Origin of the sequence: Nitrospira sp., from assembly GCA_005116745.1 — a bacterium.
In the GTDB taxonomy this organism is placed as follows: Bacteria; Nitrospirota; Nitrospiria; order Nitrospirales; family Nitrospiraceae; genus Nitrospira_D.
Window position 1 is genome coordinate 306,972 of the sequence record SWDS01000010.1, and the last position, 16,494, is coordinate 323,465.

Genomic DNA, 16,494 nt, shown 5'->3' on the forward strand with positions numbered 1-16,494 from the left:
ACGATCGCTATTGCGCGAAGTTCAGGCCTGTCCATCGAAGACCATCGCTTGGTGGGAGATGACGTCTCCTTCGTCGAGACCCCAAACCAAAGAGGAGTCCTTGCTCCACGCTATCTGGTGTTCCATTACACCGCTGGGAAAAGTGCCACGAGTTCAATCACCTGGTTGATAAACCAGGAATCGAAGGCCTCCGCTCATATCGTACTAGGCAGGGATGGCTCGATTACTCAACTTGCTCCGTTCAACGTCAAGACGTGGCACGCGGGCATGAGTCATTGGGATGGGTTGAGCGGCCTGAACAGTTATGCCATTGGAATAGAGATGGATAATGCAGGCCCGCTCACGAAAGTCGGCGACAAGTATCAGGCCTGGTTCGGCACGCTCTACGACGAGGATCAAGTCAGCTATAGCAGGCACAGACTGGACGGTGAACTACGCTGGTGGCATGCCTACACCGAAGTGCAGATCCAAGGCGCCTTGGATCTCGCACAACTCCTGGTTCGACGCTACGATCTGAAGGATGTGATAGGCCATGACGATATCGCTCCCGACCGAAAGCGAGATCCCGGTCCCGCCTTCCCATTGGAGCATGTCCGTGCCTCGGTCCTGGGTCGTGAAGAAGAGGAGCCGGAGCGGTATGAAGTGACAGCGTCCACGCTGAATATTCGAAACGGTCCCGGTGTAGAGTTTCCCTCTGTTGCCGAACCGCTCAAGAAGGGAACGATGGTCGTGCTGTTGGAGAAGCGCGACCGATGGAACAGGGTGGAACTGGCAAAGAATGGAGATATTGAAGGTTGGGTGCATAACCGGTTCTTGGCCAAGATCTGAGGCTTCAAGAGTATAGCTATTCTATTGATGAACCAGGCTGAGTTACTGAGAAAGGCTTCCCGTGGCTCCTGCCGTGTAAGCAGTGACCGATATCGTCTGTACTCTCGTCCAACCGACTCCCTTCAGTGCCCTCGTCTCTTGTAGCTAGATTGCTCCCAGCGAAATACGAAAGACACAAGCACCCGGTGCTACACAGCGCTTCAATTGCCCCTTCCTGCCCCAATTTCACGATCAGCGCTGTCTAGGCAAGTAGACAGCGTAACGTTCTGTATTTATTAACATTGCGTGGTTTTGGCGTAGCTGCTGGTTCATCCTGTAGAAAAAATCGCCACAAACGAACGATGAGTTTCCCCTATCTGAATCGCTCTAACAATCTGTTTTGACGAGATATTTCCCATTGATGCTGTTCGTTGCCGTTTTTCGGCACAGCGATTGCTGACAATAATTGTCGCTGGTGAAGGTATGGGTGATTTTGGACCGGCCTCCGAATGACCCATTCCTTCGCAAGAAGGAACCCTTCACCAGCTCTTACCCCTCCTGAGATGCGAGGCCGGAAGTGGTTCGGAGGCCGGTTCTTGTTCATAGAGATGATGAAGAGAGGATTCTTCAAAAGAGAGGATTCTTCACATGATGATCAACCAGCAGTTGTCAACTCACTGCCTAATAGGGCAGCAACACCAGGGAGAGGAGGCCGAGACATGAGGTCTATTCAGTTTAAGCAGTACTGGAGGTGGAGGTGGTCTAGTGCGGTGCGGATGCTCCAGTCCGTGTTGTTAACGGGCAGTCTGCTTATCGCACCCGGGTTGTTTGCGGCGGAATCGGGTGATCGTCAGCATGGGGGGCATGCGACACCGGTGGCAATGCCGGGCTGGACTCAACAGCTGAAGGGGCAGACGGTGGTAGAGAATGCCATCGAAGGGCGCGCCGACAATGCGCAAAAGATGGAGATGCAGCATCATCGCCTGATGGAGAAGCTCGGACAGCAGGCTCAAACTGATGCCCAGGTGCAACAGACGTCTGGCGCATTCAATGGCATGTCGATGATGCACCAGTACATGGGGCAGGATGGAAGCAGCTTCCTTCTCATGACGGATCCAGGAAAGGGTGAACCGGTCCTCAACTCTGGAGGGAAGTGCCCTGCCGGCGTGCCGGTGAAACAGTTCGATGTGTCGATGGTCAACATCGAGATCACATTAAACCGTTGGCTCGATTTTTATCCGGGCTATATGTATGTGTTGTTGGAAGATCTCGATAAGGTTCGAGAGGAAGAAGCAAAGAACAAAGACGCTCGAGAGAAGGATGGATTTGATACGGGCGCTGTCACGACCGGTTTGCAAGGCGATATGATTCAGCCGCTCGTCATGCGGGCGAATCCCGGTGACTGCGTGAAAATGACGCTGCGCAATCAAATGGAAGGTGAGGATGGGAGTCTCTTCATTCAGGCGTCCAGCATGGTCGTGAGCTCGACGGGCAAGCCGGCGACAACCACGAACCCTGAATCTATTGTGGCGCCAGGCAAGGCGCAAGAATTTGAGTGGTATCTTCATCCACAGATGCAGGAGGGGGTGCGCCAGTTTCATTCCTTCAGCCATGACCGCGAGCTGACGGTGTTGGGCCTCTTCGGGGCGTTCGTTGTGGAGCCGAAGGGTTCCAAGTACGTCGATGCCTTGGGGAGTGGGGGGCCTGCGCCTGAGGTGAAGAGTGGTTGGCAGGTCAATATTGATAATGGGTCAGGACCGGATTTCCGTGAGTTCGTGCTCTTCTATCATGAGATCGGCGACGAAGCGTTCCGACCACTAAACAAGAAGGGCGACTTCCTGCCTCAGCGTGACCCGCTAACGGACGCCTATCGTCCGGGTGGTCGTGGAATTAACTATCGCAGTGAGCCGTTCGGGATCGATCAGATGCATCTTCAGCACGAGTATTTCGGGTTTGAAGATGAATCGATGGCCTATAGTTCCTATACGTTCGGCGATACGCCGACCACGATCGCCCGTGGCTACTTGGGCGATCCAGTGAAGTGGCGGATTGTTCACGGTGGTTCAGAAGTGTTCCATTCACATCATCCGCATAGTGGGACGATACGGTGGCAGCGGAGCCCCGGCACTGAGCCCAACAATCTTTGGGCCATGGGTGCGGATGGGCCTGTGAAGTATCCGGTGGTGCGAACCAAGTCCGATCGTGTGGACGTGGAAGTCATCGGTCCATCAGAAGCATTGGATCTTGAGCCAGAATGCGGCGGCGGCGGGTGTCAGCACCTTGCCGGTGAGTTCCTCTATCACTGCCATGTGGCCCACCATTATGTGGCTGGGATGTGGGGCTACGGTCGGTTCTACAATACGCTCCAAGTAGGAGCGGCACACACGGACAGCATGCCGGATCTCCGGGAATTGCCGGATCGTCAAGGCCGGATGAAGCTCGGTGTCTCTTCGGATAAGTTGATCGGCACCACGGTCGATTGGTTCGGAAAGACGTTTAAGATTGTCGATAAGGGTCAGAAGACCAACTGGAAGTCTAACCCGGTCGTGGTGAACATCAAGGATTGGGTTGAGATGTTTGTCCCGGCACAAGGAAAGCCGGGCCATACCGAAGATGAAAAAGGGCAGATCCTGTCCTACGATTCAACGGTGTGGGATTGGAAGTGGGACGGGAATATCGCGCGCGGTGAACGGGAAAGTACTGCGCAGAATCCCAAATATGCATGGGCGGCCAAGTGGGATGACAGCACCAGGCCTGCCATTTTGTTCGACCCGACCACAGCCAAAATGGCGTGGCCGTTGTTCAAACCACATTTCGGCAAACGTGTGCCGTTCTCAGCGAACCATAGCGGCGCGCCCTGGCTGGAACCGATTCACCAGGATGAAAATGGCGAGCGGACCTCCGAGCCGGCCAAGCCGGGTGAGCAGGGTCGATGGAGTCTCTGTCCGGATAATGCCAATCGCAAGCACTACAACATCCACTTCGTGCGGATGCCAATCACTCTGGCCAAGAAGCAGGGGAAAGAGCCGGCTATGGTCGATAAGGACGGCTTGATCTACGTGCTTCATGAGGAAGAGCGTTTGACCAGAGCGAATGACGATTTGAAGCTCCCCGCGGTCATTCGTGCCAACGTGTATGACTGTGTGGATGTGCTGCTGACGAGCGAGTGGGATGACGACGACTACACGAATTTCCAGTCGTCCAAGATCAACATCCACCCTCATTTCTTCCAGTTCGACACGGGGAACTCGGATGGTGTGATTTCAGGGTTTGAGTATGAGATGTCGGTCCGGCCCTTCACCATGTGGGGGAAGAAGACCAAGCATGGGTTGCCGGCGCCAATGGTCGGTAAACTGGTTAGTGGGGCGAAGGCCGGTGCTAAGTCGGTCAAAATCCAGATGGCTCCAGGCGCGACGAAGTTTCATGTGAATACCGAAGTCATGATTGGGATGGATTGTTTGGAGAAAGGTAACGATCCCACAGCATCATTGCCTCGAGATAAGAGCTGTCAGGAAGTGGCACGGATCAAGGAAATCACGGGTGATCAGATTACGTTCTTCAAGCCACTCAAGAACAGTCACCCGGCGAATGATCTTGTGTCGCCGGAGTTTGTCCGCTATCGCTGGTGGGTGGACGTAGATCTGGGGACCGTGTTCTGGCATGACCACGCGTTTGGCGCAACGACCTGGCCACATGGCGGGTTCGGCGTGACGATCGTGGAACCGTTCGGATCCACCTATCATGATCCGAAGAACGGCAAGTTGGTCTACAGTGGTCCGATTGCGGACATCCACAGCAACGAGCCGATTGGGGCCGGTGTGAGTGGCAGTTTCCGTGAACTGATGGTATCGATCCATGACACGGTGCCGCACACTGTGAACGTGATCGAGGCCGGCAATCCTCCTGGACAACCGGTAGAAGTGGCGTTGGAAGCCGGCAAGACGGTGTCGTTCCAGATGCCGGAACATATCCTGAATGCGCCGAATAAGTACATCAACGGCGGGACGCATACGACCGGCAGTGGCTTCAATTTCCGCGCGGCTCCGTTTGCACAACGCCTGTCCAACAATCCGGATACGTCGAAGCTGTTCAGCAGCGCGATCCATGGAGACCCGGGTACGCCATTGGTCCGCGCGTACACAGGCGACACCATGGTGTTTCGTCTGTTGCATCAGCTGATGAACGAATCCCATGTGTGGACCATTTCGGGCCATACCTTCCTCACAGAACGGTATGCGGCGGATGCCAATCGGAAGAACTCGATTCACGTCGGGATTGCCGAACGGTATGATTTGGTCACAAAGGCTGGCGGATTCCAGGGCATGCCTGGTGACTACATCCACTTTAATGGCAGAAGTTCACACTTCGCGGAAGGTGGATGGGGTATCCTTCGGGTGCTTGATCAGCAAGTTCCCGACTTGATGCCTCTGCCGAAGGGGACCAATCCTTTGAGCATTCCTGCCACGCCGAGCTCCGTCTGCCCGGCGGATGCACCGGTGAAGAACTTCAGTGTGGTGGCATTGGATCGCCCCATGAAGTTGAATCCGAAGGCGCCGGACGTGATCGAAGTGGATTTCGAGCGGAAGATTGAAATGACCATGCCGGAAGGCAAGATCTTCGCGCTTGAAGGGGAGGCGACAACGGTGTCCAGCGGTGCAACGCCGCATCCGCTGACGCTACGGGCCAATTTGGGCGACTGTATCAAGGTGAATTTGACCAATAAGATGAAGGCGAGCCGGGCCTCGTTCTTTGCGCCTGGATTGGCCTTTGATCCGAAGGACAGCCAAGGTTTAAACGTCGGCAACAATGGTGGCGACCAGACCATTGGCCCAGGTGAAAAGCGTCAGTATACCTACTATGCGCATCCGTCGAACAAGGAGACGACCTCCTTGGTGTGGGACGGTGGCAACATCGTGGTGAACCCACGGAACGGATTGTATGGCGCGATCATTGTGGGCCCACGGGGATCTCAGTACCGTGACCCGGTGACCGGTGGGGACATTTCACAGAAGAATTCCTGGCGAGCGGACGTGATCGTGGATACGACGCTCCCAGAGAACATAGGTAAACGGAACTACCGAGACGTAGCCCTTTTCTTTCAAGATGAGGACAACATCATCGGAACGGCATTCATGCCGTATGTTCAGAATGTCGCGGGGTTGACGTCTGTCAACTACCGCGCGGAGCCGTACAAGTTCCGTGAGGAGCAAGGTTGTTCGCTGGGTAAGATTTTCCAGCCTTGCGTCGTAGGCAAGCCGGAAGATCCGGCGACGCCTGTCATCGAGGCCCATGCCGGTGATGCGCTGCGCATCCACGTGATCGGCGCCAATAGCGAGCAAAACGGGATGTTCGGGATCGAAGGCCATGAGTGGCCGATCGAACCGTATATGCCGGGTGCCGATATGATCAGTGTGGTGGAGTACGCCGGTTCTGAAACCCTCGATGTGTTCCTCCGGGGTGGTGCGGGTGGTCCGTACCGTCAAGTTGGTGACTTCGTGTGGTCGAATCAGCGGTTGCCCTACACGCAGTCCGGACAGTGGGGGTATCTCCGAGTATTGCCGGCTGGTGATACACGGATTCAACCACTCGGCGCTGTCGGAGCCGCAGTTAAGCGGGCTGACCTGGCACCGCAACCTAAAGCTACTCCGACCGCGATGAAATAGCGGAACGGAGAGAGTGTCGCATCTGTGGGGGAGTCGCCTGTTTCATGCGGCTCCCCCACTTGCGTTTTTGGTAGGATGCACAGGGATCTCGAGAAGGATCATTGAGGACGTGCGCACTGGGAATGGCATGGAGACGGGTATGCAGGGGAAAGACTGAATACTCACTAGAGGTGACGAGGCGAGGGAGGCTGGAGGGATCGAACATGAAGCTCATAACTCGATGTATGGTGGGGCTGGTCTTGTTGTCGTTGTCCGCCCCGGCGCTTGCGTATCAGGAAATGACGGTGTCGGATGGCGGGACGATCACAGGTACTGTGAAGCTCGATGGGCTGGTTCCCAAGCCAAAGGGCTACAATCTCACGACGTTGCCGGACCAATTCTATTGTGGGCGGATTTCCGATGGGCAGGGCTGGCGTATTCTACAGCCGTTCCAGATTGGAGCAGTAGGCGAGTTTCGCGAGGTGGTGGTCTATCTGGAGGGAATCGAGAAGGGCAAGCCCTTTGAAGAAGAGAGTGTGCCGCAAATTGAAGCAAGAGACTGTCTCTTTCTCCCATTTACAACCATCGTGCGGGATGATCAATCGGTGACGGTGGTCAACATGGACCCTGTCATGCACGACATACAGGCGTATGAAACCTCACATCTCGGTGCGCGTGTGTTGTTCAACGTGCCGCTGCCGATGAATCCGGAGCATCCGCGAAACTTCAAGGATCGCAGTGATGTCGGACTATATCACAAGCACATGGCTGGCCCGCCCATGAAGCAGTTGGTGAATCTCAGTAAAGGCCGGCGGATCTTCGTGATGCAGTGCGGGTTTCATGCCTATATGGAGAGCTGGGGGATCGCGGTGAATAATCCCTACTTCGCGAAGACCGACGAACAGGGACGGTTCACCATCACCAATGTTCCTCCGGGTACTTACAAGTTGGTCGTCTGGCATCCGTATGTGAGGACACCGGTTGAGCAAACCATTACTGTGCGTCCGAAAGAGACGATGGAAACGACGCTGATGGTTCCGGCCCCGACGGGCCGGCTCTATGCTAATGAGGTCTTAGTGCACGATTATGTCCGCTACAATGTGACGGAAGAAGCCCAGAAAGAAATCGATCCCATGATCCAAAAACAGACACGCTGAGGGATGTTCGGATTGAGACAGGTTGAGGGACAGGCGCGATCACTCGTCGGTCTCAGGCAATATTCATGGATCGTTGTCTTGTGTAGTCTGCTGGGGCTTATGGCAGCCCCGGCGTGGGCTGATCACGAAGGCTCCAAGCAGCCCCCACTGTGGACTCCACAAGATGAAGCGGAGCGATTGGGCGCCATGGAGGTGCCGGGTGGAATGGTACTGGTTCCGGCAGGATCGTTTCTCATGGGGAGTGATCCTCGAAAGGACCGTGCCGCCGGTCCGCAGGAACAGCCGCAGCACCAAGTCTATGTTGATACCTTCACGATCGACCGGTTCGAGGTGTCAAACGTTACGTATCTTAGATTCGTGCTTGGGACTGGAGTCGCCTGGCCGAAATTCTGGCGAGAGAATCCCTTTCCGGAAAAGGCTGCCCTCCACCCCGTGATTAACGTCAGTTGGTATGAAGCCGACGCCTTTTGTCGATGGGCCGGCAAACGGCTCCCCACTGAAGCCGAATGGGAGAAGGCGGCACGTGGGGGGGACGGTCGGATTTTCCCGTGGGGCAACGAACCGGCCGGTTGGATCAAGAGCAATATCGCCCATCCTGGGTCGAAGCGTGGATTTAAGTACCCACCGCTCGCCAATATCAATCGCTATGACAAAGGTGCCAGCCCATACGGCGCCTACCAAATGGCGGGTAATGTCAGCGAATGGGTGTCGGATTGGTTTGATCCTGAGTACTATCGGCAGGGTCACGACAAAAATCCGCCAGGGCCCAAGAACGGAGAACTCAAAGTGTTTCGTGGAGGGTCTTGGAATGAAGACCCGGAGGTTGCTCGCTCCGCCGGCCGCAATGCCGGTCCCCCAGATCGGGAGAGTTATCTGACGGGGTTTCGCTGTGCGAAGTCTGGAGACGATGGAAATGGTGACGCGTCGAATATCGACCAAGATGGTACCGCACTGACAGTGATGTGGTTTCCCGAATGACGGACGATATGCGATGAATCATAAGATCAGGGATGAAAGGTAAAATCATGAAAGAAGGAAGAGTGCGGAAATGGAGCTGGGCTGGTCTGGCCCTAGGCGTGACAGGCGTCATAGTTGTAATGACACACAATGCGTGGGCATTGGATATTCAGGATATTAGGGTGGAGTGGACGGACGCGGGAAAGCAGCTCGCCACCGAGCGCGTGGTCAATTGGAAATCTAAGGGGGAGATGGTCTTGATCCCGGCGGGGGAGTTCATCATGGGCAGCGATAAGAAGACGGATCGGCTTGCCTATCGGAGTGAAATTCCTCAGCGACGTGTCTATCTCGATGCTTTTGAGATTGGGAAATATGAGGTGACGGCATTGGAGTATCTCAAGTTCATCCTCGCGACGAATCGTCCCCCGCAGCTGGATTGGCGGTACGATGGGGGGAATTTCCAGGAATCGATGGCGCACCATCCGATCATGCACGTCACCTGGTCCGATGCCGATGCGTACTGCAAATGGGCAGACCAGCGTCTCCCGACTGAAGCCGAATGGGAGAAAGCAGCGCGTGGGATGGACGGACGGCTCTTTCCATGGGGACATGAATATGCCGGCCCGACACGCGCGAACTTCGGGCGTACTGGACTCTCCGGGCCTGTTAGGGATCGCCCCGAGCGATTGCTACTCTACCCACCCATTATTTCAGTCGACAAGTATGAGAATGCCGTGAGCCCCCATGGACTCTATCAGACGATCGGTAATGTGGCAGAGTGGGTCTCCGACTGGTATGATCAGGATTACTACAAGTCCGCACCGGATCGAAACCCTCAGGGGCCGGAAACCGGAACTCAAAAGGCGTTTCGTGGCGGGGGCTGGATGGACAGTACCACCACGATGAGAGTGGCGATGAGAAACGGCACCGATCCGAACACCAAAATAAATTGGCTGGGATTTCGTTGCGCAAAGTCGGTGACAGACGATCAGCTATCAGGTAAGACCTCTCGCATGCACGATGAGTTGCCAACCTTGGAGGCTTCACGCTGATGGTACTCACGTGGTTTGCTTCGTACAGGACTCGCGCGGCAGCAGCCAATCGACGATTCGCCGCTTGCTTGCTTGTTATCATGATCCCGGTGGCCTTTCCGTACGAGAGTGCTGCAGCGCCTGGAGGAAAGACAGAGGTATTGCCAATACAGAAAGCCGCTCCTGCGGCGGTCGTGATTGAAACCGCCGGGAATGAAGTGGAGTTGCGCCGTCACATGCGTGCCAGAACTGGTGTAGTCGAACTGAAGACCGAGAAGGTTCGTTTTTCACAGGCTCCGACCGGGAGTTTCGGCTTCATTGCCCCACCGTCTCTCGGGATCGCGTTGGTGATGCAGAGTGCCGATCTCGAACTGGATAAGGTGGCTCCTGTCGCTAATGCCTACGAAGTTCATAAGCTTGCAGATGGCAGCGGATTGTTAGTGGGGTTTATGGGAAAGGAGCTTGCGCCAGAGGTCTCCTCCAGCGAACGACCACATACTCTTCGAATCGCAATCTATTCCAATCCGTTGGGAAAAGCGCCGCTTATCGTGGCGGTGCCGATCATCAAGCTGATGGTCGACCGAATGCCGATCCGGATTGAGCCCAAGAAACTCGATAGTGCCGTGATGCTAGAAATGGATTTGCAGAGCACTGCGAACCGAAAGTCACCTATTGGGCAGTGACGGTACATGATGCGGAGAAACCATGCGCCTACATAGTGATTGACAGGAAATATGAAGTTGAGTATTTTACAATCCCAATTCAATGAATTCTAACAGCCCTCCGAGTTGAGAGGGGTCGATGAAATTGATCAAATTCTGGGTGCCTAAAGTTCTCTATTGAGCGTGACTAAAAGCGGAGGAGGAGTGGGCCGAGTGGCATTGCTACTCGGTATTTCTTAAGGAGGCCGGTCCATGTTTTACTATCGTTACTCATCAATGAGATTCATGAGCGGGCTCGCTGGTGTCATGTTGTTGGTCGCACCGGCATTCGTGTCCGCAGAGTCTTCATCGCATGTTGCCATGAACCATCAGCTGCCGGGTTGGGCGGAACAGCTCAAGGGGCAGACGATCGTCGAGGACGCCATGTCTGGAAGAGCTGATCGATCCGCAAAGGTCGAGCAGCAGCACCAGCGTATCATGGATCATATGTCGAAGGATCCACAGGTGCAGGCCGTGAACACCGGCATGTACAACACGTCGGCCATGATGCACCAGTACGGAGCCGGCGGGCAGGATCTGTTGCTTATGTCCGACCCTCGGGTCGAGCCGGTGGCTGCAACTGGGGGAGGCAAGTGCCCAGCGACTGTACCGGTGAAGCAGTATAATGTGTCCGCGATCAATGTCGAGATCACGCTCAATCAGTGGCTCGATTTCTATCCCGGCTACATGTATGTGTTGGACGAAGATATCGACAAGGTGAGGGCTGAAGAAACCAAGAACAAGGAAGCACGGGACAAAGAGGGGTTTGATCCAGGGGCTGTAATTCCTGGTGTGCAAGCGCAGTGGATTCAGCCCTTGACGATCCGTGCGAATCAGGGAGATTGTGTCAAGATCAAGCTGAGCAATAAATTAGAAGGCGGCGAGGACGTCAGCCTGCACATCCACGGGTCGTCGATGGTGGTGAGCGCCACGGGTGCGGCGGCGACGACCGCGAATTCGGATGCAATTGCGAATAAAGACAAGTCTGTGGACTTGGAATGGTACATCCATCCCAGCCTGCAGGAGGGGGTTCGTCAGTTTCATACATATAGTAACGATCGGGAGTTGACGGTCATGGGCATGTTCGGTTCTTTTGTTGTGGAGCCCAAAGGCTCCACGTACTGGGAACCGCTCGGAACCGGAGACGCGACCACGGCGACCAGTGGCTGGCAGGTCATGATCAAGAATGGGACTGGTCCTGACTTCCGTGAATTCGTGTTGTATTACCACGAAGTTGGTGACGAAGCCTTTCGTCCGCTCAACAAGAAGGGTGATTTCTTGCCACAACGTGATCCGTTGACGGATACGTACCGCCCTGGCGGCCGCGCGATCAACTATCGAAGCGAGCCGTTCGGGATCAACAACATGCACTTACAGCATGAATATTTTGGGTTTGAGGATGAGTCGATGGGGTATAGTTCCTATACTTTCGGCGACCCTTCTCCAACTATCCCGCGATCCTATATGGGTGACCCGGCGAAGTTCCGTCTTGTGCATGGTGGGTCTGAAGTGTTCCATAGCCACCACCCACATGGTGGAACCATCCGATGGCCGCGGAGTCCACGGGCGATTGATGATATGAATCTGTGGGCCACGGCGATGAACGGTCCGGTCAAATATCCTGTCATCCGTGCCAAGACCGATCGCGTCGATGTGGAAGTTATCGGCCCATCAGAGGCGTTGGACCTGGAGACGGAGTGCGGGTCCGGTCTCTGTCAACAGCTGGCCGGAGATTTCCTCTTCCATTGCCATGTGGCGCACCATTATGTGTCTGGGATGTGGGGCTACTGGCGCGTGTATAACACGATTCAGCAGGGTGACCTGCGGAACGATGTGATGCCGGACCTGCGCGAGTTGCCAGATCGCAAAGGCCGCATCAAAACGCCGATTTCGTCGGATAAGCTCATCGGTCAAACGGTGGATTGGTTCGGCACTCAGTTTAAGATCATCGAGAAAGGCCAGAGCAACTGGAAGGGCAATCCGGCGACGATTACGATCAAGGATTGGGTCACGATGCAGATGCCGACGGCTGGGAAGCCTGGCCACAAGGATGATGAGAAGGGTCAGATTGTCTCGTATGATGCGACGGTGCTGGATTGGACTTGGGACGGCAATCGTGCCATGAGTGAGAAGGAAAGCACGATTGTAAATCCGAAGTATGTATCGCCGCATCCGGGCAAGCGGCATCCGATTATGTTTGAGCCGTTGACAGGGAAGGTGGCTTGGCCACATCTCACCCCGCACTTTGGAAAACGTGTGATGTTTTCTCCGAATCACAGTGGGGCGCCATGGCTGGAAATGATCCGACGTGACGACAATGGAGAAGAAAGCCTCGATCAAGCCAAGCCCGGCGAGCAAGGGAATTGGAGTCTCTGTCCGGTGAATGCCGGGCGGAAGAGCTACAATGTTCATTTCATCAAGGTGCCGATCAAGATTGCCAAGGCGCAAGGGAAAGAACCGGCCGTCATCGATCAGAACGGCTTGATCTACGTGTTGCACGAAGAGGAAGCGGCGATTCGGGCCAACGACGATCTCAAGTATCCGTTGGTCGTGCGCGGCAATATTTACGATTGCGTGGACTGGACCCTGACCAGTGAGTGGGATGACGACGACTACACCAATTTCCAGGCGTCGAAGATCAACACGCATTGGCACTTCCTGCAGTTCGATAATCAGGCATCGGACGGTGTGATCACTGGATTCTCCTACGAGCAATCGGTCCGCCCGTTCACGATGCTCGAGAAGAAAAATCCCAAGGGGCTTCCTGCTCCGATGAATACGGTGTTGACCTCGGCTGTGAAGAAGGGCGCGAAAACAATCTCGGTGAAGAACGCCAAGCAGTATCACGTCGGAACCTTGATCTTGGTCGGCGCTGATAATGTGAAGGGTAATGAAATCTCACGCATCGTAGCCATCAAGGGCGATCAGATCACGTTATCCAAAGGGTTAAAGAACGATCACCCAGCCAAGGACATCGTGACGGTTGAATTCGTCCGTCAGCGGTTCTGGGTGGATGCGGATGTGGGAACCGTGTTTTGGCACGACCACGCCTTCGGAGCCACGACGTGGCCGCACGGTGGATTCGGGACCTTTATCGCCGAACCTGTGGGATCGACCTATCACGATCCCACGACAGGGAAACAAATCCGTAGCGGTCCCATCGCGGATATTCATACCAACGAGCCTGTGGGTCATGGGGTGAATAACAGCTTCCGTGAGCTCATGGTTCAGGTGCATGATACGGTACCGCATACCGTGAATATCGTCACGGCAGGGAATCCTCCTGGACAGCCTATCGAGGTGGCTCTGGAGGCAGGGAAGACCGTGTCCTTCGCCATGCCAGAAAAAATCTATATGACTCCCATGCCGTTCTTGAATGGCGGGACACATACAACAGGAAGCGGTTTGAACTTCCGGGCCGGACCAATCGCCCAACGTTTGGCGACGAATCCGGATGTATCACAAATCTTCAACAGCCAGATCCACGGAGATCCCTATACGCCACTTCTGAGAGCGTACACGGGCGACACCATGGTGTTCCGACTGTTGCATACCCTCATGAACGAGACCATGACGTGGACCTTGTCAGGCCATACATTCTGGACGGAACGGTATGCGCCCGATGCAAACCGCAAAAACTCCATTCATATCGGCATTGCCGAACGGTATGATTTGGTGGTGCCGGAAGCTGGTGGTCCTCGTCATCAAGCGGGTGATTTCATTCACTTTAACGGCCGATCTTCAAAGCTGTCGGAAGGTGCATGGGGCATTGTGCGTGTGTATGACAAGGAACAGTCGGATCTGAAGAAACTGCCGGCGGGGTTCTCGAACAAAGGCGAGATCCCGAAGGCGTTGCCGGTGTGTCCCGCCGACTCTCCGGTCAAGAGTTTCAACGTGGTGGCGATGGACTATCCGTCGATGACCTTTAATCCAAAGGCTCCGGAAACCATTGAGGTGGATTTTGAGCGAAAGATACAGCTCTCTAATCCAGAGGCTAAGATTTATGCCCTGGAGGATGATGTGGCAAAGGTATCCGGGAACTCAAAGCCCATGCCACTAACCATTCGGGTTAATATTGGAGACTGTGTCAAGGTTCATCTGAAGAACAAAATGAAGGACAGTAAGGCATCATTCTCCGCCATCGGACTCGCGTTTGACCCCAAAGATTCGATGGGAGCAAACGTCGGGAACAATCCTGGCGATCAGACGATCGCTCCCGGTGGTGACCGCGTCTATACATACTATGCCGATCCCTTTAACGGTGAGACCACTTCTCTCGTGTGGGATTGGGGTAATGTCATGACGAATCCGAGAAACGGCTTGTTCGGTGCGATCGTGGTCGGTCCGAAAGGATCGAAGTATCGGGATCCAAAGACCGGCGTCGATCTGTCGAACAAGAATGCCTGGGCAGCCGACGTGATCATCGACAGGTCTGTTTCTGGAAACGAAATGCGTCCGAACTATCGCGATGTCGCCTTGTTCTTCCAGGACGAGGACAATATCATCGGCACGAGCTTCATGCCGTATGTGCAGAATGTCGCGGGTTTAACCGGTATCAACTATCGGTCTGAGCCGTACTTGTATCGGCAAGATCAAGGTTGTTCTTTGGGGAAGATGTTCCAGCCGTGCAAGGCGGACAAGCCTGAAGATCCGGCAACGCCCATCATCGAATCGCATGCCGGCGATCCGGTGCGTATCCATGTAATCGGCGTCAATAACGAACAGAACGGTATGTTCGGCGTTGAAAAACACGAATGGCCGATCGAGCCATTTATGCGCGGCGCGGACCAGATCAGTGTCGTGGAATTCTCCGGTTCCGAAGTTCTTGATGCCTTCATCCCTTCGGCTGGAGGGCCATATCGATTGCCTGGCGACTATGTATACAGCAACCAGCGGTTGCCGTATTCTCAGTCGGGGCAATGGGGCTACTTGAGGGTCCTGCCAAATGGGGACAACAGACTCCAGCCGTTGAGTGCTGGTGGAGTAGGCTCTAAGCATGCGGAGAGTGACCATCAACCTCAGGTTGTTCCGACGGCGATGAAGTAGACGCCCAGGAATTCTGGGGAGGAGCGAGAAGGGGGAGCCGCGCTGAAGGCGCGGCTCCCCTGTTTTTTATCAAGTCTCATGAGCCCTGCAATCGTGCACGGATATCGGTATAATAGTTTTTTTAAGATCCGACCACTCACGTCTGTATGGTGAGAGGAGCAGAACAATGAAACTGACACGCTATGTGCTCATTGCGGTTGCGACGATAGGTCTCTCTTCGTCGGCCTACGCGTATAAAGAGGTCACCGTATCGGATGGTGGCACCCTCACCGGCACCGTGAAGCTGGAGGGTCAGGTGCCCAAGCCAAAAGGCTACAATCTCACGACGCTGCCGGATCAGTTTTACTGCGGACGTATTTCTGATGGTGAAGGTTGGCGTATCCTGCAGCCATTCAATGTTGGACCGGAGGGTGAATTTCGTGATGTTGTGGTCTATCTGGAGGACGTTGAAAAAGGTAAACTCTTCGAGGATGAGGGTGCACGGAAAATTGAGGCGAAAGATTGTCTCTTCGTCCCATTCACAACCGTCGTGCGTGAGAGTCAACCGATGACAGTCGTCAACATGGATCCGGTCATGCATGACATCCAAGCGTATGAGACGTCACATCTTGGCCCACGGGTATTATTCAACGTTCCCCTTCCGATGAATCCGGCCCATCCGCGTAATCTCAAAGATCGCAGTGACGCCGGGATGTATCACAAGCATATGGCCGGCGCGCCGATGAAACAATTGGTCAACCTGAGCAAAGGCAGACGGGTGTTCGTCATGCAGTGCGGATTTCATGCCTATATGGAGAGTTGGGGAGTCGCGGTCACCAACCCATACTTTGCCAAGACAGATGAGCAGGGGAGATTCACCCTCACCGATGTACCGCCTGGGACCTACAAGCTCGTCGTGTGGCACCCCTATGTCCGGAGTGCCACCGAACAGACAGTGACGATCGGACCGAAGGGGACGGTCGAGACTCAACTGATGGTGGCAGCCCCGACCGGGCGACTCTACGCCAATGAGGTACTCGATCATGCGTATATCCAATATAATGTGACTGAAGAAACAAAGAGAAAAATTGATCCGATGATCAAGAAACAGAGCCACTGAATATTGATAAGAGGAGAAGAAAGTGAGCGTAGGAAGTACGTCGTTCACGTTGGG

At 54.7% G+C, this 16,494-nt stretch carries 8 protein-coding genes; all 8 read left to right on the forward strand.

From position 1 onward, the window contains the following. Positions 1-27 precede the first annotated feature (27 nt). The 8 genes from E8D52_16320 (at position 28) to E8D52_16355 (ending at position 16,440) form a co-directional block, all read left to right on the forward strand. The gene (locus tag E8D52_16320; protein ID TKB66366.1) at positions 28-828 is read left to right on the forward strand and encodes an N-acetylmuramoyl-L-alanine amidase; all 801 of its coding nucleotides are present in this window, start codon (positions 28-30) and stop codon (positions 826-828) included. A 698-nt stretch (positions 829-1,526) separates the two neighbouring features. Next, positions 1,527-6,470, forward strand: a complete 4,944-nt coding sequence (locus E8D52_16325) for a hypothetical protein (protein ID TKB65952.1) — start codon at positions 1,527-1,529, stop codon at positions 6,468-6,470. Positions 6,471-6,694: 224 nt separating this feature from the next. Then, entirely contained in the window at positions 6,695-7,606 is a 912-nt protein-coding gene (locus E8D52_16330; protein TKB66367.1) for a carboxypeptidase regulatory-like domain-containing protein, read from the forward strand. Between the two features lie 3 nt (positions 7,607-7,609). Continuing rightward, a complete protein-coding gene (locus tag E8D52_16335) occupies positions 7,610-8,584 on the forward strand; it encodes a formylglycine-generating enzyme family protein (GenBank protein TKB65953.1) in 975 nt (324 codons plus the stop codon). Between the two features lie 47 nt (positions 8,585-8,631). Continuing rightward, entirely contained in the window at positions 8,632-9,615 is a 984-nt protein-coding gene (locus E8D52_16340) for a formylglycine-generating enzyme family protein (GenBank protein ID TKB66368.1), read from the forward strand. Further along, positions 9,615-10,277, forward strand: a complete 663-nt coding sequence (locus E8D52_16345; protein TKB65954.1) for a hypothetical protein — start codon at positions 9,615-9,617, stop codon at positions 10,275-10,277. The genes E8D52_16340 and E8D52_16345 overlap by 1 nt, the downstream gene beginning before the upstream one ends. 231 nt (positions 10,278-10,508) lie before the next feature. Then, positions 10,509-15,341, forward strand: a complete 4,833-nt coding sequence (locus tag E8D52_16350; GenBank protein TKB65955.1) for a hypothetical protein — start codon at positions 10,509-10,511, stop codon at positions 15,339-15,341. A 166-nt stretch (positions 15,342-15,507) separates the two neighbouring features. Next, entirely contained in the window at positions 15,508-16,440 is a 933-nt protein-coding gene (locus E8D52_16355; protein TKB65956.1) for a carboxypeptidase regulatory-like domain-containing protein, read from the forward strand. The last annotated feature ends 54 nt before the right edge of the window (positions 16,441-16,494 follow it).

Excerpts from the sequence above, each read along its gene's own strand:
- E8D52_16335 (TKB65953.1), top strand. The coding sequence starts at position 7,610 with ATGTTCGGATTGAGACAGGTTGAGGGACAGGCGCGATCACTCGTCGGT.
- E8D52_16325 (TKB65952.1), top strand. The coding sequence starts at position 1,527 with ATGAGGTCTATTCAGTTTAAGCAGTACTGGAGGTGGAGGTGGTCTAGT.
- E8D52_16350 (TKB65955.1), top strand. The coding sequence starts at position 10,509 with ATGTTTTACTATCGTTACTCATCAATGAGATTCATGAGCGGGCTCGCT.
- E8D52_16345 (TKB65954.1), top strand. The coding sequence starts at position 9,615 with ATGGTACTCACGTGGTTTGCTTCGTACAGGACTCGCGCGGCAGCAGCC.
- E8D52_16355 (TKB65956.1), top strand. The coding sequence starts at position 15,508 with ATGAAACTGACACGCTATGTGCTCATTGCGGTTGCGACGATAGGTCTC.
- E8D52_16340 (TKB66368.1), top strand. The coding sequence starts at position 8,632 with ATGAAAGAAGGAAGAGTGCGGAAATGGAGCTGGGCTGGTCTGGCCCTA.
- E8D52_16330 (TKB66367.1), top strand. The coding sequence starts at position 6,695 with ATGGTGGGGCTGGTCTTGTTGTCGTTGTCCGCCCCGGCGCTTGCGTAT.